Here is a 20,867-nt window from a genome sequence, read left to right on the forward strand (position 1 = left end):
TTCTGCCCATGTGCACTAGTTCTAGCCACCCCCACCGCAATCATGGCAGCCATCGGAAATCTGACAAAATACGGAATTTTAGTAAAAGATGGTGAATCTCTTGAAGAACTGGCTCATGTTAGCGAACTAGTATTCGACAAGACAGGAACACTGACAAACGGCACTCCAGAAGTAGTCAATGTCATATCAGATAACCCTAAAGAGATGATTTTTTTACTTGCATCCCTAGAGTCAAAATCAGAACACCCCGTAGCAAAAGCAATTGTAAATTATTACAACAACACTAATTTTGCTGAGGTAAATGATTTTAAAATGCATATTGGAGCAGGAGTTAGCGGAACAATCAACGGCTCAAGAATTATCGCAGGAAATAAAAAATTATTAGAATATGAAAATATACCTTTCAAAGAAGAAGAAAAACAGGAAAACTGTGAAATTCAGATATATGTGGCAAAAGATGAAAAAATCATTGGAAAAATACTGCTTGCAGACACATTGCGTAAAAAATCAAAGGAAACAATAAGAAAATTGAAAAAAATGAGAATAAAAACAACATTGCTTACAGGAGACAATGAAAAGACAGCTAACTTTATTGCAAGTCAGGTAAAAATTAGAAATGTCAAATCAAACTGTTTGCCTGAAGATAAAACAGAATATATAAAAATGGAACAAATTCTCGGCCACAAAGTCGCAATGATTGGAGATGGGATAAATGACGGACCTTCCTTAAGAAAAGCCAATGTTGGAATCGCTATGGGAAACATTGGAAGCGATGTCAGTATAGAAGTGGCAAATATTGCACTGGTAAATGACAACATCGAGGACATTCCTCATCTAATCGGAATAGCCAAAAGAACAATAAAAATAATAAGCACAGGAATTGGATTTGCATTAACATTGAATATTGTCGCGATGGCTCTAGCAATTTTGGGAATTCTAAATCCCATTGAAGGAGCATTGATTCACAATATCGGATCAGTCGCAGTGATTATTTACTCCTCAACATTGGTGAAATATAAATTTTCAAATAAGGATTATGAGAAACATGAAAAATTAGGCATGACTAAACATTTAAATAATTCCATAACATAACTATTAATATCGATAATAAGGTGAATTATTATGGCTGAAAAAGAAATCAAAGTAGTGGGCATGCACTGCCCATCATGTGTTAATGCTGTGGAATTATGCTTAAAAGACGTTGACGGAATTGAAGATGCAAAAGCAGATTTAGACTCTGGAATTACAACAATTACTATGTCCGGCGACGTAAGCGATGAAGACATCAACGAAGCTGTTGAAGAAGCTGGTTTTAAAGTAGAATAATTCTACTTACTTTCTTTTTTTATAAAATCTTTTATAATTTCCAAAATTTCCAAATTGTTTTTTCCGACCAACAGATTGTGTTTGGCATTGTCGAAAACAACTAGTTTTGAATCCTTAATTTTGCTTTGAAGTTGAATTTGTGTATCCAGTTCAAACATTCCATCATATTTTCCCGCCAAAATCAAAGTTGGAATATCAATTTCGGACAGTTTATCTTCAATGTCAAAATCCAAACAGGCGTCGACTGCCTTAATATATGCCTGCGTATTTGCAGTTTGTGAAGCAATTCCCTTTAATACCTCGAGTTCCTCATTATTTTCATTAATTACTTCTGGACATAGCACTTTCGGCAGAATCAAATCATAGAAATCTTCAAAACTACTTTCCAATGCCTCTTTTAATTGAATTAAAATTTTTTTAGAGTCTTCATTAATCTTGAAAAAGCTTGACATCAGCACAAGAGAGGATACTTTCTTCGGATATTTGACTGCAAAATCCAAAGCTACAGCACCACCTAATGAAAATCCAATCAGATTAATTTTACCCACATCCAACTTCTTTAGGAGGTTGGTTAAATCATTGACATATTGACCAATTGTTACTTCTCCATCACCCAGTTCAGATTCTCCATGACCTCTAAAATCCAATCGGATAACCTGATAATCCTCTTTCAGACTGCTTGCCAAAAATTCCCAATAAAGCAAATTATCTGAAAGCCCATGAAGAAAAACTAATGTTTCACCATTTCCTTCAACTTTATAATTCATGAATTGACTTTTATTATACATTTATAATAATATTTCCCATTATCTTTTTAAATCAAACAAATATCAAATTTTAAATAAGTTAACTAACAAACCTTAAAGTATATAATAAATCAATTATTATAAAAAAGGGATTAACATGAAAACTGTTGCTATTAATGGTTATGGAACCATCGGTAAAAGAGTGGCTGATGCAGTAGCCGCTCAAGATGACATGAAAGTGATTGGTGTAAGTAAAACTAGACCAAATTACGAAGCAAGAACTGCAGTTGAAGAAAAAGGCTATCCTTTATACATTGGCATTCCTGAAAGAGAACAGATGTTCAAAGATGCAGGAATCGAAATAGCCGGTACTGTTGAAGACATGATTCAAGAAGCTGATGTTGTTGTTGATTGTACTCCTGGAAGTATCGGACCTCAAAACCTTGAAATGTATAAAAAAGCTGGCGTTAAAGCTATTTATCAAGGTGGAGAAGACCATGATTTAACAGGTCTTTCATTTAATGCTATTTCTAATTATGATGATTCATACGGTGCAGATTACACAAGGGTAGTTTCCTGTAACACTACCGGTTTGACCCGTACATTATCTACAATTGACCCAATTGCAGACATCAAAAAGGTAAGGGCAGTAATGGTCAGAAGAGGATCAGACCCATCTGAAATCAAGAAAGGTCCAATCAATGCAATCGTACCAAACCCTCCAAAAGTACCGTCTCACCACGGTCCTGACGTACAGACCGTAATGAAAGGCATTGACGTGACAACCATGGCATTGCTTGTGCCTACCACTTTAATGCACCAGCACAACATTATGGTTGAAATCAACAATGACGTGGAAACTGAAGAGATTATTGAAGCTTTGGAAAAACGTTCCAGAGTAATTGTAGTTTCTGCTGAAGAGGGATTAGGTTCAACTGCTGAATTAATGGAATATGCCAAAGAACTTGGAAGAAACAGAAATGACTTATATGAAATTCCAGTCTGGAAAGAATCCATTAATGTTGTAGGAAATGAATTGTTCTACATGCAAGCAGTGCATCAGGAATCTGACGTAATTCCAGAAAACATTGATGCTATCCGTGCGCTTTTAGAAATGGAAAGCGACAATGAAAAATCTATTGCAAAAACTAACGAAGCTATGGGAATATTCTAAATTCCCTTTTTACTATTTTTTTAATGATTTAAATGAAACATAAAGTAATTTTTGGCCCTGCAGGAAGCCCTATAAACTATAAGGGAGCCGCTTATAAAGCTCCAAAATACATTTCTGAAGAAGGACTCAACTCCTACGAATATCAATCACCATATGGTGTGAGAATTGGAGAAAAAGCAGCGACCACACTTAAAGAAGAATCCGAAAAGCATGATATCCTGGTTTCAATGCATGCCCCATACTACATCAATTTGTGTGCCAAAGAAGAGGAAAAACTTGACAAAAGCATTGGGCATTTAATAGCTGCCGCACGTGCAGGCGAATGGATGGGAGCATACAGACTAGTATTCCACCCCGGCGCTTATCTAAACAGAAAACCTGAAAAGGCGATGGAAATATCCAAAAATACTGTCAACAGATTATTTGAAGAGCTTGAAGCGGAAGGCATCGAAGATTTTACATTTGCTCCTGAAACCACAGGCAAACGTACCCAACTTGGAAATGTGAGCGAAGTGGTTGAATTATGCGCCACATTTGATCATTTTGAGCCGACCATTGACTTTGCACATGTTCATGCAAGAGGACGAGGATTTTTAAATAAAAAAGAAGACTACAATTGCATATTTTCAACAATTGAAGACAATTTGGATATAGATATCCTACACTGCCATTACACAACAATCGAATATGGCAACGGCGGTGAAGTAAAGCATCACACACTGGATGAAAGTGATGAATATGGGCCAAATGTCAGAGATTTACTATCCAATTTGATAGACAATGGCTGGAAGGCAAATATAATATGTGAAACTCCTCAAAGAGATTTGGATTCTTTAAAAATGAAAGAAATTTATGAAGAAATGATCTAGTAATCCTTTACAGAGTTGATTAAATCATCCATTTCTTCGGATAATTTTTTTATTTCATCTTCACTTTCTTTATTGCTCAAGTGAATTATCAGCTCATCAATCAAATCATCCATTTTTTTAATGATATCCGAAAGTGTTTTAAATTTCAAATCGAGTTCATTTTTGATTTTAGAAGAGTTATTGCTGGATAACTCCAACATGCTTTTGGTAATCTCAAGCTGATGATAAAAAACATTATTGCTTTTGTTTATTGCAGAAATAAATTTATCATAACTCTTTTCATAAGGATTAAATTCTTTCTTTAACAATTCACTGGCATTATTTACTTTGGAATCATATTCCTCCTTTAAATTATTGATTTTGATTTCATAAGGCAATTTCCACTCAACATTGCCGGTTTCATCCCCAATTCTTACACCACATTTTGGACAAAAATTATCACTAGGAGTTAACTTAAAACCACAATTCATACAATAATTGAATCCCTTCATTTTTACACCAGAAACTATTTAGATTTTCTCAATTTTAAAATAACCAGTTCCGAATCTGTACCCCATCTCATAGGAGTATCCATTGAACCCACACCTGTTGTAACATGAATATATTTGCCTAATTTGTTCTTAAAAAGACCTTTATTATATTTGAACATCAAATTGGCGATACTTACAACCGGATAAAACTGCCCTCCATGAGTATGGCCGGACAATTGAATATCAAAGCCCAATGAAGAGAACTCATCCCAATAATATGGAACATGATAATTAATAATATTGACCAAATCAGGATTTATACTATTGCCCAACTCCTCCTTTGTAGGCATTTTAATTTCATCAAAACTATAGGTTAGCCCATAAATATTCAAGTTTTTAAATTCCTGATTTTCATTATCCAAAACAACTATTCCCGCATTCTTGCAGGCTTTAATTACATTTTCAATTCCAGGATAGAAATCATGATTTCCAGGAGTGAAAAATATTGGCATTTTAACATCTTTTAGCCTCATAAAATCATTTTCCTCAACGGCACAGGAGCCATCGGCCAAATCTCCAGAAATTATTGCCAAATCACACTTATCTTCCAATTCATCTAATTTATTTGCAATTTGGGCAATGATTTCCTTATGCCTTACGGAACCGAAATGCACATCAGACAAATGAACAATATCAATGTCATGAGTTAGGTTATCTAATTCCAAAATTTCTTCATTAACAACCAGTTTATGGGCTTTATGATAATTATAAACACCCAATATTGGAACTATGGCCAATAATAAATAGATAATCCCTTGAGGAATTCCAATAAATAATCCTGCTAAATAGATCACAACAATATCTATTAGAAACATCACGGATGCCCACATCCAGATTCCATCTATTGTTTCTAAAAACCGTGTGAACGCTCTTGATTTCTTCTCTTCGAACAACATTGGAACAAAGTGCAATGCTCCAATAATGACAGTTAATATGACCAGATGCCCCTCATTCAAACCACCAATCAATAAAAATAGATATTTCAGTAAAAAGAATTCGAATAACATGTAAAATGGGGTTATAAACAATACACGCCTGGTTCTGAAACTCATGATTATCTCCAAATTAAAATATATTACAACCATTATTTAAATAATATGACAAACATATTAGAGTAATGTTAAAAATGAAATTTCAGGAGGTGATTGTTTGAAAAGTGATAATAAAAAGGCAGAAATTAAAGCATCCAATCCAAAGTCTGCAAAAAAAGAAAATGAAAATAAGGAATTTGCAGAGTATGTTCTTTTAAAACCTGTTGGATATCCATTTGATTTCAATATGATGGAAAATGACTTTGAAATTAACAACAAGGAACTGTTTGAAGAGTACGCTCGTGACCAATGGTTGGGATTGGAAGTCAACGAAAAATCATATCTCTTTGATCAAAAAATCATTCCTGATTACGGTTTTGAAATAATAACTGCAAAACCGAATGGCTCAATAATTTCTGAAAAAACCAAAATCAAGCTTCTTGATGAAGAGGTCTACAAACTTAAAGATGAAATCAAAATAGATTCAAATTTGAAAATTTCAGATATAGTCGGCCAAAATAATGCTAAAAATAAGATTAAAGTCCTCATAAAATATTTAGAGGAACCTGAAAAATTCGGACCTTGGGCTCCGAAAAATATTTTGTTTTACGGCCTTCCAGGTACCGGAAAAACCATGCTTGTCAAAGCATTGGCCAACGAGCTTGAAGTTCCGCTTCATCTAATCAAAGCCACCTCATTGATTGGTGACCATGTGGGAGATGGTGCATCTAAAATCCATGAACTGTTCAAAAAGGCCAGCGAAAACGCACCTTCAATAATTTTCATTGATGAAATCGATGCAATTGCACTTCACAGATCATATCAGGCATTAAGAGGGGACGTTTCAGAAATTGTAAATTCACTTTTGACCGAAATGGATGGAATAAGTGAAAACAAATATGTGGTAACAATCGGTGCAACCAATAATCCATCTTCACTGGACTATGCTGTAAGAAGCAGATTCGAAGAAGAAATTGAATTCAGTTTGCCTAATGAAGAAGAAAGGTTAATTATTATAGAAAACAATCTGAAAACTATGCCTCTAGATTATGAATTGGACTTGAATAAAATCGTTAAGATAACAAAAGGCATGTCCGGAAGGGACATCAAAGAAAAAATATTGAAAACATCACTTCACAATGCAATAGCTAATGACTCTGATGAAATCACAATGCAAAATATTGAATATTCAATACAGGCCAGCAAAATCAAAAATATTGATATAAAAGGAATGTTTGAATAGCTATTCTGAATTGAAAATGTATTCACATGCTGCAACAATATCCTTGTTTTCTTCCTTTGCAGCAGTTTTAACTTTTTTGGAAATATCGAAAAATATCTTATTGACAATAGAATTTGTTAAATTATCAAGAATTTTTACACTACCATCTACATCAGCCAATTTAACAGATGCTTTTTGAGTTTCACGTTGCCTTATCTCTTCCATAGATGACCTTAAACTAGCAAGAGTATCTTCAACTTCCATTATTTTAAAGGATTCTTTGAGTAAAATGTACTCTTCATCGATTATGGTTTCGGCCTCACCAAATTCCTTAATTCTGAGTTGAGTATTTATATCTGCAATCTCCCTCAAATCATCTATATTGAATAATTTAACACCGATATCAGAAACATCAGTAGAGATATCACGAGGATTTGCAATATCAACAATCATCAACTCCTCATAATCCATGTCAATACCTAAAAGACGTTTTTTATCAATTATTGTATGCGGAGCGCTTGTGGCACTGATGATTAAATCTGCTTCAGCAAGGTATTTTTCCAGCTCATTGAATAATATAGCCTGACCTCCCAAATCATCGGCAAGTTCGACTGCAACATAATAAGTCCTATTTGCAACAAAAATAGCGTTTAAATCCTTTTCAGCAAGGGCTTTAGCAACCAACCTTCCCATTTTTCCGGCACCGATAACCAATACGGACTTATCATCCAGACTGCCTATGTGCTTTTCAGCCAAATCGATTGCTGCAGAACCGATTGAAACTGAACCCTTATTGATGTTGGTCTTGTTTCTTACAACCTGACCTACATGAATGGCTTTTGTAAAGACAGTATCCAAAACCTTTCCGCAATGATGGTTCTTAACGGCCGCCTTTTTGGCATCCTTTACCTGACCTAAAATCTGGTCTTCACCAACAATCATTGATTCCAATCCGGAGGTCATTCTCAACAGATGAATTACGGCGGACTGACCATATTCAATTATGATGCTTTGGTTTTCATGGGAAAGAAGATCCTCGTCTTCTTGAATATAATCGCTATGGATATAATACTCTTTCCTGTTGCAGGTAGCTATCTCAATATATTCCCCAATGGAATATTTTTCCTGTAGCTTCCAAAATATTTCATCGATGTCCTTTGAAATATTTTCCATAGACTGTACATCCGCAATTTTATGGTCAACCCTTAAATTAAGTATCATTGCAATCCCCTAATAAATCATCAATATAACTTTTAGCTTCATCAATTTGATTATTTTTAATGAATTCTTTAATTTTTTCATTTTCAAAGATATCATAAAGATATCTTTTCCTATCCTTTTGCTCATCAACATTATTCTTTAAAATTGAACGGGCATAAGATTGAAGTTCAATTTCCAAAATGTCTTCTTCAGTGATAATTGATTGAATCTTTTTTCGTAGCTGACGAGCCATCAATGGACTTTTTCCATTGGTAAAAATAGATATTTCGATTTCTCCAATATTGAAGCTTGTAGGGACAATAATATTCCCATCCCTTGGAAAATCTGCCCTATTAATCAGTTTATCATGAGCAATATCTGAAACATAATCGGACAACTCCTCATCACCGCTGGCTATTACAACCAAATCAGACCACTCGACCAGTTCATCAACATCATCAGTCGAACATAATACAGCCCCTTTATGTTCCAATTCAGAAGATAAGCTATTTCCTGCCAATCTTACATTGGCACCATGGTCCAAAAATTTATTCGCTCGCCTGGTTGCAACTTCTCCAGTGCCTAAAATAAACACGTTTAAATCAGATGTTTTAAAATAAAGAGAAGTCCAATCCATTTTAATCAGATTCTTCAAGTGATTTAGCATGCAATATTTTTACTGCAGCCCTTAAATCGTTATTGCATTCAGTCAAAACATTCATTGCTTCGAGTTTAGATATGTTGAATGTTTCAGCCAATGCTTCAGCCTTTTCATCAGGCGCAGGTTTTTCAACACCCACCAACCTTTCAGATAATTCTTTTTTTAAGTCTAAATATTCATCGTGAGACATACCCATATTCCTTAAAGTCATATCTCTTAATGGGCATGGTTTAGATGGTTTACAACACCATACAAGTGATCCAAAACAAGTTCCAGCACCTTCACCCAATCTGGTTTCCTTTCCAAATTGAAGTTTGATGTTTATGAATTCCTGAGGAGTTAAATTTACTTCCTGCAGTGCATTTAAAACAGGACATGGTTTAATTGGCGGACAGCAAAAAGCAAGCCCTCTTATGTCCCCTCCTCTGCAAATATGAGATGGTGCATCTTCCCAAGTCATGATAAACCTCCAAAATTATTTTCATTCCTCTTTTAACAATAATTTGATAAATATAATAATATAATTTATTTAAACTTTGAATATATAATCTTTTTTGTAGATATTAGAATAACTAAAATTTTTATAGAATTAAATTAAATTTTAAATTGAGAGTTTTATGGCCAGAGAAAAAATTATAATCGAAGATATTAACATTACTTTAGAAAGGAAAAACATAAAAAACATGTATCTTCGAGTTTTGCCCCCAAATGGAGAAGTAAAAGTGTCTGCACCTTTATTCGTGTCAGATAAAGACATAATTGATTTTGTTAGATTGCGTAAGGAATGGATTATGAGCAAACAGAAATTGATTTTGGAAAATAAGATTCAAAGCCCCTTGAAATATGCGGACGGCGAAAAGCACATGCTTTGGGCAAAGGAATACACTTTAAAACTGGTTTCCAAAAATGATTTGAAAGAAGCTCTGGTGGATTGGGAAAACAAGATAATTTATCTTCCAGTTCCTTCAAGAAGTAAAAGAGAGACTCGTGAAAAGCAGTTATATGAATTATATCGTAAAGAGTTGAAAAGGGCAATACCTCCCGTTTTGGAAAAATGCGTGAAAATAGTTGGACAAAGACCCTCCGAAGTGAAAGTCAGAAACATGAAAAACTGGGGAAATTGCAGACTACAGGACAGACGCGTAACACTTAATCTGAAATTGGCAAAAAAAGATCCAGAATGTCTGGAATATGTGATGATTCATGAACTTTGCCATCTGATTGAATTTAACCATGGAAAAAAATTTAAAAGATTAATGGACATATACTGTCCAAACTGGAAAGAAATAAAAAAAAGATTAAATGAATAAGAAGGCCTAATTTTCTTTAAGCATATCTTCTTTTTCATCTGGAGTTAATTGTTGAACAATTTCTTCAGGAGTTCCTATGTCTAAGAGTTTACCTCCTCTCATTAGAGCTGCCCTGTCACAAACATCTAAAACGAAGTCCATATCATGGGAAATGATAATGAATGTTTGTTCCAATTCAGCACGAGCTTTTAAGATAGAATCTGTTACAACAACACGGGTAACTGGATCCATTGTACCAGTCGGTTCATCTAAAACTATGAGATTAGGCTCTTTGATTAAAACTTGAGCAAGAGCTACCCTGTGCTTTTCTCCTACACTTAATTGATCAGGATATTTTTCAAGAATTGCGGTTGCATTGGGTTCTGTAAATCCAACAGTGGTCAAAGCATGAATAGCTTTAATTTTACCAAATTCCGCAGGCAAATTCAAACTGATAGCATCAGTTAAGTTACCTAGAATTGTTCTGTGAGGATATAAAGAATACTCTTGATGTAATAAACCAATATACGGCATGATACGGCCACGGTTAAGAGGTCCAACCTTAGTCATGTCAATCCATTCATCACCAAGTTTGATTTGTATGTTACCACCACTTGGTTCAGTTAAACCCATCAACATTCTTGTGGTTGTAGTTTTACCGGAACCACTTAATCCGACAATTCCAAAGATTTCCTCTTTATTAATAGTTAAAGTGACACCATCCACAGCTTTTACAACACCACGTTCAATAGAGTAATAATGTTTTTTGACATCTTCTAAAACTACTTCCGGTTCACCAAATTCAGGAATTTCAGGTTTTTTAGGGATAGGTACGGTTTCCATGAAGTGTTCGACAACGGTATGTGGGTCGCCTTCCTCTTTGATTTGACCATCTTCTAACCAAATTACATTATCTGCAAGTTCAGTCATTACTTCAGGCCAGTGAGAAGTAATCAACATTGTTATTCCTTCATCTTTTACTCCAAGTTTTAAAGTATTATGAAGTTTTACAGCAGTTTGTGGATCCAAAGTACCGGTAGGTTCATCAGCTAAAAAGGTCATAGGATTTTTAGCCAATTGTCTTGCAAGCACAACTCTCTGTTTTTCTCCACCACTTAAATCACGAGCAATGTGAGTAATCCTATGGTTCATTTGAACCATTTCCAATAATTCTAAAGCAGTGTATATTTTTTCTTCGTAACTTTTATCGTCACCCATTGCTCTCATAACATTCTCAATTACTGTTTCTTCATCGTATAATGCGAAGTTACGTTGTAGCATGATGGAAATTCTTCTTTTGATACTTGCAAATAATTTTCTTTCAGCATTAAAGAAGTCTACTTCTTTAGCTTCTAATGTAGATCCGCAACTACATTTTTCACCTACATGAGATGGTGAATCAACAGCCAAACAATTCGGACAAACAGCAAGATTCATAATGATATTACCTGAATCCGGTTTGTAATCTAATGTACCTCTCAGCATATTGATTAAAACAGATTTTCCACTTCCACTACGTCCCAAAATACCTAAAGTTTCTCCCTCATTAATTTTTAAATTAATGTCTTTAAGAACATCAACATCATCGAAAGTTTTTGTAATATTCTTAAGAGTTATAAAATCCATGAAATCACCTATTGAATTTATTTTTATTTTAAACTATTAATAATACTTTCTAATAACAATTGTTTTATAAATATTAAAATTGAGAGATATTAAAATTCAAATTGCCTGAAATAACTGCACGAGCTATTGAAAACCCATAAACTCCAGTGTCAATCATTTTTTTAATATTATCTTCACAATTCAATGAATTATTCCCAATAACTTTGATTTTAGTGCTTTCACATACTTTCTTTACAAGGTCATAATCCGCATCAAAAACATTTTTCTTCATAGCATCAATATGCAAATAATCTGCTCCAGCATCTTCGATTAATTTAGCAATTTCCAATGTATCGACACCATCGACATTGGCCCTGATTTTTACAGAAACCTCACAATTAACCCCATCGACAATTTCTGATATGAACTCTTTCAAATCAGGCCTCTTCAGCATGTTCTGTCCACAACCAATATCTATTATCTCCTCTTGGCGACAATGACAATTTATTTCGACAATATCCAAATCCTTAATTTTACCAACATCAATGATTGGTTGCGGAGTCGTTGCCCGTACATTTGCAGATACTTTTACATCATTATGCACTTTTTTGATTGAAGCAATTTCATTTTCTATATGGGAAAAAATTTTATCTAAAGGAAAATCAAACTCTTTTCTTCCCCTTTCAACAATTTTTCTACTTGCTTCTATTGTGGGAGCGTCCAAACTGTAACCGCCTAAAGTAGCTACATCAAAACCATATGGAATAACCTTATTCAAAAACTCTGAATCGGAAATTCCTGCCATTGGCGCAACTACTTTAATCATGATTCCACTTAATATTCTTTTTCGACTACCCAAGTCCACATTTCATTATTGTTTGCACGAATTTCCTCAAGTCCGATATCAGCCATGTATGCTGCATCTTCAGCATTTTTTCCTCTGCCTATACCTGCTTTGAGTTTAATTCCAATTTCTTCATCGATTTCAACCATAATCTCTTCAATTTCTTTTTCAGTTAAACCGTTGCATGGAGACATGAAATTATCTCCGCCGATGAAGAATAATAATGCGCCTTTTTTAATTAATTTAGTCATTAAGTAATGTTGAGCTTTATTGACCATGAAACTTGTATCAAAAGCAGACTCTATATCAGTTAAAGTTTCGGTCACACTATTAATGTCTATGTGTGCTGCCTGAACAAAGCTGTCTTCTTCACTTACTAAACTGTCAACAGCTAAAATTTCTTTTCTTTCGCTTGATTGAGCACCACCAGCTTTTTGAAGAGCAATGGTAGCTAATTTTTGAGCTTCATGAGGAGTTTCTGCAGCACCTACTCCCATACTTACAGTTATAGGATATCTATTTCTAATAGATCTTTGAATTCTTAAATGGTCCTCTTCATCTAAACCGTTTGAAATTGCAAGTAAATTGTCGAATCTAGTGAAGAAAACTAAACCTTTCTTATTACCAAAATGGTTATTCAAGTCAGCAAATAAGTTTGCTTGTAGCATTTGTAAATCGGATTCTGTACGTGGCCTTGGAGTAACAGTCCATGGTCCGTAATTGTCTATTTGTATTAATGTCATTTGTATCATTTGATAATCGCCTCTCCATATTATGGAATACTATCAATAATTGTCTGTGCTAAATTTTTCTTAGCATCAAAACTATTCATTATTGTATTTGTAATTGTTACCTTATTAATTATTTGATTTATTTCATCTTTTTTATCATCATCTTTTAAGTCAATGACAAGATTATCCAAAAAGTCCTCGTATAAAGATGCCACTCCAACAGATGAAACTTCAATACCCAATGCCTTCATGAATTTGCTCGCAGGACCTGAAACTGAATCTGAACCGATAATCGGAGATACCGCAATAACGTAAGCATTTTTTAAAGCATCTTTAACTCCATCCAATTCCAATATTGGTGAAATAGAGGTAATCGGATTTGAAGGGCCAATGATTACAGCATCGGAGTTTTCAATTGATTCAATAATTCCCTGTGAAGGTGAAACATTGGAAAATTTAATGTCTAACACTTCAGGTTGTGTCTGATGCTTAATCAAAAAATCATGGAATTCCAACTCTCCGATATCAGTGATTATCTTAATGTCGGAGTCTTCATTACTCATTGGAATTATCTTTGATGTTAATCCCATGCTTTTTGCTTGGATTTCAACGGCTTCTGTGAGAGAATATTTTTCCAACAATTGGGTTTTTTGTATTTTCAAAGCCCTGTCAATGTCACCTATCCTAAGTAATTCAGGACATCCCAATTCCTTTAATCTCTCATTTGTGACGAATGTGTCTCCTTTAACGCCATACCAAAATTCATCATTTATCATGTCCGCCATTGTGTATAAGACAGTGTCGACATCCGCTGAAACGTATACTCCGGAAAAATAGTCATTTTCTAGAGTATTTACGATAATTGTCAAATCACTCGGATCGACAATTTCCTTTAAACCTTGCAGTAATTTAGGAGTGCCAGTGCCCCCGGATAAAACAGTAATCATAATAATCACTTATTTTCTAAATACATCAAATTCCTTTGGCATAAGTACCGGTTTAATGTTAGATTCGACATTTCTTAAAATATCAAAACTGCTAAAACCACGTATGAGAACTACTGGAAGGCCTTCGTCGGCCTGACCCATTATAAGGGATGCCGCAGCAGCCAATTCATCGCATGTTGCAATTTCAGTAGTTTCCAATTCTCTGCCATATAAATCCTTTTCACCAACTCTTTTCCAAATAGGGGATATTCCAGAACATCCAATTGCTGTACCAATAGCTCCAAATCTAAATGCCCTTCCTTGAGTATCAGTAATTATTACCGCAATCTCTTCTTCGAATTCCTCTTCTAAAAATTCACGAATTTCAAAAGCGGATTTATCAGCATCAATCGGCATAGGAGTGGCTAGGCCATCACCTACATTTGATTCATCAATGCCTGCATTGGCACAAACAAAACCCTGTTTTGTTTCTGTTATGATGAAACTTGGGCCTATTTCAACAACTTCATTAGATTCATTCAAAATAGCTTGAACCAATTTAGGATCTTTATTTGCTTTTTTTGCTAAATCCATCGCATAATCGGAAGGTTCCAAATCATCAATTCTTATGAAATTGCCTTCAGACTTTGAAATCAATGTTTCAGCAATTAAAATAATATCACCATGTTTAAGTTGGCAACCTTGTTCAATGATAGCATCTTTGATAATCTGTGAAATGTCGCTTTTATCATCAACAATAGGTATATTCTCTAATCCAATTAATTCAATAGTCATAATATCATCTTAAAAAAAAGTAAAATAAAAAAAAGTTATGGGTTATAGATATCTATATCCCATTCACCATCAAAAACGGCAGCACAAGAAGTTACAGGTTTTTCATAATCTGCAAAAGTGCCTTCATCAAAAATAAACTTAGCCGCTTCAGTTGATGTTTTTGCATCAAACTCCACTGGGTCCGGTGCTTGACTGCCATATGTTGAAATGAATGCTGCTTCACCATATGGAACTGCTTCAACTAATAATTTTTTATCATTGACAATGCCTATGAAACATTCGTACTCATCTTCGTCACTGCTTGAAGAAACAGCAGCAGCGATTCTTGGAGTGTTGTAATCATCTTTTTCATAATCCATTGTAAGCAATGAATATGCAAGTGCGTCTTTCATGTTCATCCCTAAAGCTATTTTATCCGTTATTACATCTGTTTGAGAACCATTTGACACAATTGCTATACCTCTTTCAATACGAATACTATTGTAAGCAATGTAAGTATTCTTAAATATATCCTTTTCAAAACCTTCTATTGGAACAACAGCTGCACGCTTATCAAATTTAAGACATTGCCTATTAGGAAATGACCTACTTGATACACGATATGCTGCAAAAGGTTTACCATCTTTATTCATCCCAATTGATAAAATTCTTCCAGTGTACATTTTCATTCCTCGATTTTAGAGTTCTGGACGTTGAACAGCTTTATCTGGAGAAATTCCAGGAGGAGTTGTGATTGATATTTGACCAGGTTTAATCTCAATTTGACCTTCGTCAATAACTTTTGCTTGTACCCCAACAGCACTACCTGCAATTGCATCCGAGCGGTCTTGACCATTAACTATAACTTTGTGCAGATTAGCAACAGGCATTACATAATATTCCGCATCACCGGAAACATCAGTAACATTTGGCTTTCCAGATGCACTATCTGCAACGGTTGAATCATTAGTTTGAACATCAGTAGCTGAAAAGTTACTTGTGACAACTAAAAAAATCATGATTGTAAACAGAATGTCAATAAAAGGAACCAAATTGATACTTGGTTTTTGACTAAGGACCTTCTTTTTATGTTTTCTGACATCGATTGCCATATAATCACCTATTGTTTCAGTTTACTTTCAGTAATTTCAGCATTAACATTACATTTTTCCAAAATAATATTTGAGATACTTTTATCCAACATACTAGGCTTAAAAGAAACCTTGATATTTGCATAAGGATCAGAAATCAATCTTGTGTTAACAACACCTTCTGCCTCTTGAAGCGCTTCCAAAGCGCATTCGACATTTGAATCAACCCTGACCTTAACAACTGCATATCCCCAGTTTGTCATCTTTGTTGCAAGTTCAATCTTATCCATTTCAGCTTCAATCATACCTTGGATATAAGTGTGAATCGGAAGCAAGACGATAGCTACTAAAAGACCCATAATGGTTGTTGTTAATGCAACGTAGATACCTTCAGCCATAGCCGCGGAATCGGGATGAACACCTAATGATTTAAAGGTCATCCAAATACCTATAACAGTACCGATTAACCCTAAAAATGGAGCCAATTCAGTAATGGTTTTAATTGAATCCAAACCTTTAGTCATTTTAGCCATTTCCACAATGAAAATCTGTTCCATACTTTCTTCAACTTCGGTTTTGTTTTTATAACCTATTTTCAAAGTTTCAGAAATAATTCTGGAAATAGGGTTTTTAAAACCATTAAGCTGTTTTAGAGCTTCTACAGCACCACCCCTTTCCATGGAAGCGGTTACGACTCCAAAAATTTCAGTAGTATCAACCTTACTAATCTTTTTAAGATATATAATCTTTCTAATAGAAATAATGAGGCCATAAATACCTATAAAAAGAATTATATAAGTAATTATACCTCCTTGAGTAAAAATATCCATTATTCCATCAATAAATGGAGTAATATATTCGAAAATCATTTTCATCCTCTGTTTTTATAAATATTGAAAATATTTTATAAAGATAGATATATTAATACACCTACTTAAATATTATTTAAAAAAAAAGAACAATTACTTCATTTTAGAAACGGTTGCCCAAGACCTCCTAACAAAATCCGGCATTTCATCATAGGTGTAATTAGTTAAAAATTTTTTTGTTGTAGGGTCAGACGGATAACCTGAACCAATTCCACCCATTTTAATATAATCCTTATTGATTTCAGCAATTTGAGCATCCCTTTCGGCTTTAGCAATGATGGAAGCAGCACTAACTTCAATATATTTATCATCAGCCTTATGTTCCGCAATTACATTGAGTCCTGTTGATTCGCAAAGATTTCTCTGGAATCTTTCTGCTTTGACATCAACAGCATCGACAATAGCCTTTTCAGGATTTAATCTGATTATCAAATCTCTCATAGCATTTTTTTCTATGTCGTTGAGATTGATTCCATCCGCCCTCATCTGATCAATTTCAAGAGCGGATATCACCACAATTTCATAATCAAACATTTTCTTTAATTTTCTGGACAAAATAGTGCGCCTGTTTGGAGTCAATCTTTTTGAATCCTTAACTCCCATTCTTTCAAGAACTTTATCCATTTTTTCGGGAACAATAACTCCAGCAATTACCATTGGACCTAAAACAGACCCTCTGCCAGCTTCATCAATACCTAAAACATCCATAAAAATCAACAAAAAAAGTAAAAAAAAGAAGAAATAAATAGATTATATTTATTTCATAGCTCTAAGACGAACTTCAGGTTCTAATGCAAGAGGTTCTGCAGCAACAATAGCTGTACCTTTTGCTACAACAGTCATTGGATCGTCGGAAATTTCAATAGGAATGGAAATTTCATCGAAAACCCTTTCTTTTAATCCACGAAGTCTAGAACTTCCTCCAACTGCAACAGCGTTATTGTAAACGCCCATCATTAATTCAGGAGATAGTCTTTCGAGGATTATGTTTAATCCGTCAACGATTTGTTGCATATATGGTTCTACAGCATCTGCAACTAACATTGAATCAATGACAACCTTTTTAGGCCTGTTGGTTTCTAAAGATTTACCGATGACCTCAACGCTTAAGTTTTCGAGTTGTTCACTGCAATGAACCATACCTACTTCAATTTTTGCGGATTCTGCATCATGAATACCGATAGCTACATCATATTTTTCGGCAACAAGTTCCACTATCTTATTATCAATGTCATCTCCACCACATCTAACGGTTTCAATATCATTAATGCCACCAAGAGATATGATTACGATATCAGTTGAACCTGCACCAATATCTACAACCATTGTACCGTTTGGTTCTGCAATAGGTAAACCTGCACCAATAGCAGCAGCCAATCCTTCACTAATAACTAAAATATTTTGAGCACCAGCTTTTCTTCCAATTTCTTCAGCAGCATTCTTTTCTACTTCAGAAGCATCCCCTGGAATTCCAATAACGATTCTTCCAACAGTTTCACCCTCATTGATACCGATTTGCATTGCTTTAATAAGTAATGCTTGAGCTTGAACAACGTTTTCAATTACTCCTTTTTTCAATGGTCTTACTGCAAGAATATCTTCAGGAGTTCTTCCGAGCATTCTTTTAGCTTCTTCACCGACAGCTAAAACTTCAGCAGGATCATCTTTTTTGACAGCCACAACAGATGGAATTTGATATAAATCAAATTTATCCCCAGAAGGTTTTGCTATAACAGTATTTAAAGTTCCTAAGTCAATTCCTAAACTATTGCTAATAACCTTAGTATTAGTAACTTGTGGTTCTTCCTCATCGTTTCCAAAAATATTCATGATTAATCCTCCGTTACAATATCTTTAAAATCTATAACGAAAATCTTATTAGATGTAGCGATACTTTGAACCTTTCCAACAAAAGAGTCGTTTTCGACAGAAAGCAAAATTACTGATAAAACGACTTCGTTAGCATTATAAAATGGCTTCAAAGCAGATTTGATAAAGTTTGGTAGTTTTACCTCGTTATTTAAATCAATGTCAATGAAACTGGTAGTCTGAGATTCCTGCAATATAGCAATGGATATTTTGGATTTTTCAAGTTTTGATACGACATTCCTAATCACGTCATCCGGTGCTACAAACACCATCAGATTAGGTTCGTCTGCCAAAATAACACGCGGAACGCTGACAGCAGCCCCGCCACGATTATTGCATTCTCTTTTGAACTCATTGACCAAGATTGAATTTCCGTGAATCATGATAAAATCAAATTTCTTATCAAGATTCCCTTCATTTAATATAACGTGCTCGCGAAACAAGATTTTAATGCTGTGATTTGATGCAATTGCCCTATAAGCCATTTCATCGATTAGTTCAGCATTGCCTGCAAGTACACCCCAACTTTTTTCGATTTTATAATTCTCATCGGAAGTGCGCATTGCAGCTTGTCTAAGCATACGTATATTATCTTCAATCATTTGACTACTCGCATTTAATTAATCTAAATTTCAGTTACTCTAATAATCAAGCTATAAATTTAAAAATAATTTATTCAAATTATCCCAAATTACAAGATTATGCTTGCTTATTAATGTCTAACAATTAATATCTATGCAAACTATTATTATATATATTTTATCTTTACATTTAATTTAAGAAATAATTTCAATATTTTAAAAGATTTTTGAACCAATACAACAATTAAATTAAAAAATATGATTTATATTGGAATTAAATCTTTAAAGGATAATTTAATTTGATTTATTGAGAAAAAATAACACTTATTAATAATTAAAAATAAATATTAGTTATAATAATGTGGTTTGCAAGATAAAATTAATAAGAAATGAAATGAATAGTATTACTGGGGTTAAAACATGGAAATTGAAAAAACTAACATAGGACATTTTGTAGCAATATCCGATTTCATATCCTTATTGAACATGGCTTCAGGATTTTTATCAATTTTATGTTCAATCAACCATGAATTTTGGCTTGCCGCATTTTTAATGATTTTTGCAATCGTGTTTGACTCCACAGATGGTTGGGTAGCTCGAAAAACAAATAGAAATGACAAATATGGTTTTGGAAAAAACATTGATTCATTATCAGACATTGTTTCATTTGGTGTAGCGCCCGCTGTATTTATCTATACTTCCATAAACACCACATCAATCATATTACATGCAATAACTATAATAATTAGCTTATTAATTGTTTCTTGCGGAGTTTTAAGATTGACAAGATATAATGTAATAGCTGATTACGTGAATGTCGAAGGATTTATTGGACTTCCTATCCCCTGCATGTCATTCATAATAGCCACATATTATCTTACAGGATTATTTAACCCTTATTTTGCATTATTACTAAGTGCCATTATTTCCGTTTTAATGATTAGCAATGTTAAATATCCTAAATTTTCAAACATCCCAATAATTGCGATATCATGTGTTTTGATTGTACTGATGATTCTTCCAATACCAACCACCATATTCAGCATCAATATTCCTGCTGTAATTTTGCTTTTATTCTGTTTATACTACCTGTTCATAAATTTAATTAAAAACTAAGAAAGCAACACTCCTAGTTAATTAAATTAACCATCAAAATTTATTAAAAAGGAGTATTCACCATGAAACCAAGAGATCCATTATATCCTGAAGGTTTTGAAAAATCAGAAAATCTTGAAAATATTTTACCAAAACCTGCTAAAAAAGACGATGATTTGAGTTTGCTGAAGAAATTCAACCATAAATTGGGCATCTATTTAAGTCCAAACACCACGGACATCAGTGAAAACGAAAAGAAAAGAAAGATAGGCATAATAATAACAACTCTCATTTTGATAACACTGATAATCTCTTCATATTACTTTTTAGTATTTGAACCTGCACAAAAAGAATTGTCCTTTGAGAAAACAACAAAGTTAAATGAGCTTCATGAATTATATTCCGGGGCTCTTACAACATCCCCTACAGCAATG

At 34.0% G+C, this 20,867-nt stretch carries 24 protein-coding genes and 1 pseudogene; 8 read left to right on the forward strand and 17 right to left on the reverse strand.

Going from position 1 to position 20,867, the window contains the following annotated elements; translation table 11 throughout:
- Both Q0W25_RS07190 and Q0W25_RS07195 read left to right on the forward strand, forming a co-directional pair.
- On the forward strand, window positions 1–1,092 hold a 1,092-nt coding region (locus tag Q0W25_RS07190; protein ID WP_298520672.1), incomplete at its 5' end, for a cation-translocating P-type ATPase.
- 30 nt (window positions 1,093–1,122) lie between these two features.
- On the forward strand, window positions 1,123–1,326 hold the full coding sequence (locus Q0W25_RS07195; RefSeq protein WP_297825064.1) for a heavy-metal-associated domain-containing protein: 204 nt from the start codon (window positions 1,123–1,125) through the stop codon (window positions 1,324–1,326).
- Window positions 1,327–1,328: 2 nt separating this feature from the next.
- On the opposite strand, the gene Q0W25_RS07200 is transcribed toward Q0W25_RS07195, so the two are convergent.
- Window positions 1,329–2,093, reverse strand: coding sequence for an alpha/beta fold hydrolase (locus tag Q0W25_RS07200; protein WP_298520675.1), 765 nt, complete (start codon window positions 2,091–2,093; stop codon window positions 1,329–1,331).
- Between the two features lie 136 nt (window positions 2,094–2,229).
- Between Q0W25_RS07200 and Q0W25_RS07205 the strand changes: the two genes are divergently transcribed.
- Together Q0W25_RS07205 and Q0W25_RS07210 are read left to right on the forward strand one after the other, a co-directional pair.
- Window positions 2,230–3,246, forward strand: a complete 1,017-nt coding sequence (locus tag Q0W25_RS07205) for a phosphorylating glyceraldehyde-3-phosphate dehydrogenase (RefSeq protein ID WP_297825059.1) — start codon at window positions 2,230–2,232, stop codon at window positions 3,244–3,246.
- 32 nt (window positions 3,247–3,278) lie between these two features.
- A complete protein-coding gene (locus Q0W25_RS07210; RefSeq protein ID WP_298520679.1) occupies window positions 3,279–4,115 on the forward strand; it encodes a TIM barrel protein in 837 nt (278 codons plus the stop codon).
- Here the strand turns inward: Q0W25_RS07210 and Q0W25_RS07215 are convergent.
- The gene (locus Q0W25_RS07215) at window positions 4,112–4,606 is read right to left on the reverse strand and encodes a zinc ribbon domain-containing protein (protein WP_298520682.1); all 495 of its coding nucleotides are present in this window, start codon (window positions 4,604–4,606) and stop codon (window positions 4,112–4,114) included. The two genes, Q0W25_RS07210 and Q0W25_RS07215, sit on opposite strands and share 4 nt — an antisense overlap.
- Window positions 4,607–4,620: 14 nt before the next feature.
- The gene (locus Q0W25_RS07220) at window positions 4,621–5,697 is read right to left on the reverse strand and encodes a metallophosphoesterase (protein ID WP_298520685.1); all 1,077 of its coding nucleotides are present in this window, start codon (window positions 5,695–5,697) and stop codon (window positions 4,621–4,623) included.
- Window positions 5,698–5,794: 97 nt separating this feature from the next.
- Between Q0W25_RS07220 and Q0W25_RS07225 the strand changes: the two genes are divergently transcribed.
- Complete coding sequence (locus Q0W25_RS07225) at window positions 5,795–6,919, forward strand: AAA family ATPase (RefSeq protein WP_298520688.1); 1,125 nt, start codon at window positions 5,795–5,797, stop codon at window positions 6,917–6,919.
- Here Q0W25_RS07225 and hemA read toward each other — a convergent pair whose 3' ends face one another.
- Genes hemA through Q0W25_RS07240 form a run of 3 tightly spaced genes read right to left on the reverse strand, consistent with a single transcriptional unit; the run spans window position 6,920 to window position 9,219 of the window.
- Entirely contained in the window at window positions 6,920–8,119 is a 1,200-nt protein-coding gene (gene hemA / locus Q0W25_RS07230) for a glutamyl-tRNA reductase (RefSeq protein ID WP_297825043.1), read from the reverse strand.
- On the reverse strand, window positions 8,109–8,735 hold the full coding sequence (locus tag Q0W25_RS07235; protein ID WP_297825040.1) for a bifunctional precorrin-2 dehydrogenase/sirohydrochlorin ferrochelatase: 627 nt from the start codon (window positions 8,733–8,735) through the stop codon (window positions 8,109–8,111). Before Q0W25_RS07235 ends, hemA begins: the two co-directional genes overlap by 11 nt.
- 1 nt (window position 8,736) lies before the next feature.
- The gene (locus tag Q0W25_RS07240) at window positions 8,737–9,219 is read right to left on the reverse strand and encodes a methanogenesis marker 9 domain-containing protein (RefSeq protein WP_297825038.1); all 483 of its coding nucleotides are present in this window, start codon (window positions 9,217–9,219) and stop codon (window positions 8,737–8,739) included.
- 157 nt (window positions 9,220–9,376) lie between these two features.
- On the opposite strand from Q0W25_RS07240, the gene Q0W25_RS07245 reads away from it, so the two are divergent.
- Window positions 9,377–10,069 (forward strand): M48 family metallopeptidase, encoded by a 693-nt coding sequence (locus Q0W25_RS07245; RefSeq protein WP_298520691.1) that lies wholly within the window; start codon window positions 9,377–9,379, stop codon window positions 10,067–10,069.
- Between the two features lie 6 nt (window positions 10,070–10,075).
- Here Q0W25_RS07245 and atwA read toward each other — a convergent pair whose 3' ends face one another.
- From atwA to Q0W25_RS07300, 11 genes are all read right to left on the reverse strand, one after another.
- Window positions 10,076–11,674 (reverse strand): methyl coenzyme M reductase system, component A2, encoded by a 1,599-nt coding sequence (gene atwA, locus Q0W25_RS07250; RefSeq protein ID WP_298520695.1) that lies wholly within the window; start codon window positions 11,672–11,674, stop codon window positions 10,076–10,078.
- Window positions 11,675–11,747: 73 nt separating this feature from the next.
- Window positions 11,748–12,458 carry a tRNA-dihydrouridine synthase gene (locus Q0W25_RS07255; RefSeq protein ID WP_367270530.1) on the reverse strand — a complete coding sequence of 237 codons (711 nt, stop codon included), beginning with the start codon at window positions 12,456–12,458 and terminating at the stop codon, window positions 11,748–11,750.
- A gap of 29 nt (window positions 12,459–12,487) precedes the next feature.
- A complete protein-coding gene (locus Q0W25_RS07260) occupies window positions 12,488–13,249 on the reverse strand; it encodes a GTP cyclohydrolase III (RefSeq protein WP_297825027.1) in 762 nt (253 codons plus the stop codon).
- 20 nt (window positions 13,250–13,269) lie between these two features.
- A complete protein-coding gene (cofD, locus tag Q0W25_RS07265; RefSeq protein WP_297825025.1) occupies window positions 13,270–14,175 on the reverse strand; it encodes a 2-phospho-L-lactate transferase in 906 nt (301 codons plus the stop codon).
- A 9-nt stretch (window positions 14,176–14,184) separates the two neighbouring features.
- Entirely contained in the window at window positions 14,185–14,949 is a 765-nt protein-coding gene (locus Q0W25_RS07270) for a coenzyme F420-0:L-glutamate ligase (RefSeq protein WP_298520703.1), read from the reverse strand.
- A gap of 35 nt (window positions 14,950–14,984) precedes the next feature.
- Window positions 14,985–15,611: an IMP cyclohydrolase gene (locus tag Q0W25_RS07275; RefSeq protein ID WP_298520713.1), complete on the reverse strand. Its 627-nt coding sequence runs from the start codon at window positions 15,609–15,611 to the stop codon at window positions 14,985–14,987.
- A 15-nt stretch (window positions 15,612–15,626) separates the two neighbouring features.
- A complete protein-coding gene (locus Q0W25_RS07280) occupies window positions 15,627–16,040 on the reverse strand; it encodes a biopolymer transporter ExbD (protein ID WP_297825018.1) in 414 nt (137 codons plus the stop codon).
- 8 nt (window positions 16,041–16,048) lie between these two features.
- Entirely contained in the window at window positions 16,049–16,888 is an 840-nt protein-coding gene (locus Q0W25_RS07285) for a MotA/TolQ/ExbB proton channel family protein (RefSeq protein ID WP_297825015.1), read from the reverse strand.
- A gap of 93 nt (window positions 16,889–16,981) precedes the next feature.
- Window positions 16,982–17,596, reverse strand: coding sequence for a ribonuclease HII (gene rnhB, locus Q0W25_RS07290; RefSeq protein ID WP_297825012.1), 615 nt, complete (start codon window positions 17,594–17,596; stop codon window positions 16,982–16,984).
- A 48-nt stretch (window positions 17,597–17,644) separates the two neighbouring features.
- Window positions 17,645–18,718 (reverse strand): rod shape-determining protein, encoded by a 1,074-nt coding sequence (locus Q0W25_RS07295; RefSeq protein ID WP_297825009.1) that lies wholly within the window; start codon window positions 18,716–18,718, stop codon window positions 17,645–17,647.
- A gap of 2 nt (window positions 18,719–18,720) precedes the next feature.
- Window positions 18,721–19,359 (reverse strand): hypothetical protein, encoded by a 639-nt coding sequence (locus Q0W25_RS07300; RefSeq protein WP_298520707.1) that lies wholly within the window; start codon window positions 19,357–19,359, stop codon window positions 18,721–18,723.
- A gap of 399 nt (window positions 19,360–19,758) precedes the next feature.
- Between Q0W25_RS07300 and Q0W25_RS07305 the strand changes: the two genes are divergently transcribed.
- Both Q0W25_RS07305 and Q0W25_RS07310 read left to right on the forward strand, forming a co-directional pair.
- Entirely contained in the window at window positions 19,759–20,454 is a 696-nt protein-coding gene (locus Q0W25_RS07305) for an archaetidylserine synthase (protein ID WP_298520710.1), read from the forward strand.
- A 62-nt stretch (window positions 20,455–20,516) separates the two neighbouring features.
- Window positions 20,517–20,867 (forward strand): annotated as a pseudogene (locus Q0W25_RS07310) (hypothetical protein); the annotation flags it as partial.

The sequence above is a fragment of the uncultured Methanobrevibacter sp. genome (assembly GCF_947166415.1).
Lineage (GTDB): Archaea > Methanobacteriota > Methanobacteria > Methanobacteriales > Methanobacteriaceae > Methanocatella.

What these genes read in the sequence shown, in the direction of transcription:
- Q0W25_RS07195 (WP_297825064.1), top strand. Translation starts at nt 1,123, where the DNA reads ATGGCTGAAAAAGAAATCAAAGTAGTGGGCATGCACTGCCCATCATGT.
- Q0W25_RS07200 (WP_298520675.1), bottom strand. Translation starts at nt 2,093, where the DNA reads ATGAATTATAAAGTTGAAGGAAATGGTGAAACATTAGTTTTTCTTCAT.
- Q0W25_RS07205 (WP_297825059.1), top strand. Translation starts at nt 2,230, where the DNA reads ATGAAAACTGTTGCTATTAATGGTTATGGAACCATCGGTAAAAGAGTG.
- Q0W25_RS07210 (WP_298520679.1), top strand. Translation starts at nt 3,279, where the DNA reads ATGAAACATAAAGTAATTTTTGGCCCTGCAGGAAGCCCTATAAACTAT.
- Q0W25_RS07215 (WP_298520682.1), bottom strand. Translation starts at nt 4,606, where the DNA reads ATGAAGGGATTCAATTATTGTATGAATTGTGGTTTTAAGTTAACTCCT.
- Q0W25_RS07220 (WP_298520685.1), bottom strand. Translation starts at nt 5,697, where the DNA reads ATGAGTTTCAGAACCAGGCGTGTATTGTTTATAACCCCATTTTACATG.
- hemA (WP_297825043.1), bottom strand. Translation starts at nt 8,119, where the DNA reads ATGATACTTAATTTAAGGGTTGACCATAAAATTGCGGATGTACAGTCT.
- Q0W25_RS07235 (WP_297825040.1), bottom strand. Translation starts at nt 8,735, where the DNA reads ATGGATTGGACTTCTCTTTATTTTAAAACATCTGATTTAAACGTGTTT.
- Q0W25_RS07240 (WP_297825038.1), bottom strand. Translation starts at nt 9,219, where the DNA reads ATGACTTGGGAAGATGCACCATCTCATATTTGCAGAGGAGGGGACATA.
- Q0W25_RS07245 (WP_298520691.1), top strand. Translation starts at nt 9,377, where the DNA reads ATGGCCAGAGAAAAAATTATAATCGAAGATATTAACATTACTTTAGAA.
- atwA (WP_298520695.1), bottom strand. Translation starts at nt 11,674, where the DNA reads ATGGATTTTATAACTCTTAAGAATATTACAAAAACTTTCGATGATGTT.
- Q0W25_RS07255 (WP_367270530.1), bottom strand. Translation starts at nt 12,458, where the DNA reads ATGGCAGGAATTTCCGATTCAGAGTTTTTGAATAAGGTTATTCCATAT.
- Q0W25_RS07260 (WP_297825027.1), bottom strand. Translation starts at nt 13,249, where the DNA reads ATGATACAAATGACATTAATACAAATAGACAATTACGGACCATGGACT.
- cofD (WP_297825025.1), bottom strand. Translation starts at nt 14,175, where the DNA reads ATGATTACTGTTTTATCCGGGGGCACTGGCACTCCTAAATTACTGCAA.
- Q0W25_RS07270 (WP_298520703.1), bottom strand. Translation starts at nt 14,949, where the DNA reads ATGACTATTGAATTAATTGGATTAGAGAATATACCTATTGTTGATGAT.
- Q0W25_RS07275 (WP_298520713.1), bottom strand. Translation starts at nt 15,611, where the DNA reads ATGTACACTGGAAGAATTTTATCAATTGGGATGAATAAAGATGGTAAA.
- Q0W25_RS07280 (WP_297825018.1), bottom strand. Translation starts at nt 16,040, where the DNA reads ATGGCAATCGATGTCAGAAAACATAAAAAGAAGGTCCTTAGTCAAAAA.
- Q0W25_RS07285 (WP_297825015.1), bottom strand. Translation starts at nt 16,888, where the DNA reads ATGATTTTCGAATATATTACTCCATTTATTGATGGAATAATGGATATT.
- rnhB (WP_297825012.1), bottom strand. Translation starts at nt 17,596, where the DNA reads ATGGATGTTTTAGGTATTGATGAAGCTGGCAGAGGGTCTGTTTTAGGT.
- Q0W25_RS07295 (WP_297825009.1), bottom strand. Translation starts at nt 18,718, where the DNA reads ATGAATATTTTTGGAAACGATGAGGAAGAACCACAAGTTACTAATACT.
- Q0W25_RS07300 (WP_298520707.1), bottom strand. Translation starts at nt 19,359, where the DNA reads ATGATTGAAGATAATATACGTATGCTTAGACAAGCTGCAATGCGCACT.
- Q0W25_RS07305 (WP_298520710.1), top strand. Translation starts at nt 19,759, where the DNA reads ATGGAAATTGAAAAAACTAACATAGGACATTTTGTAGCAATATCCGAT.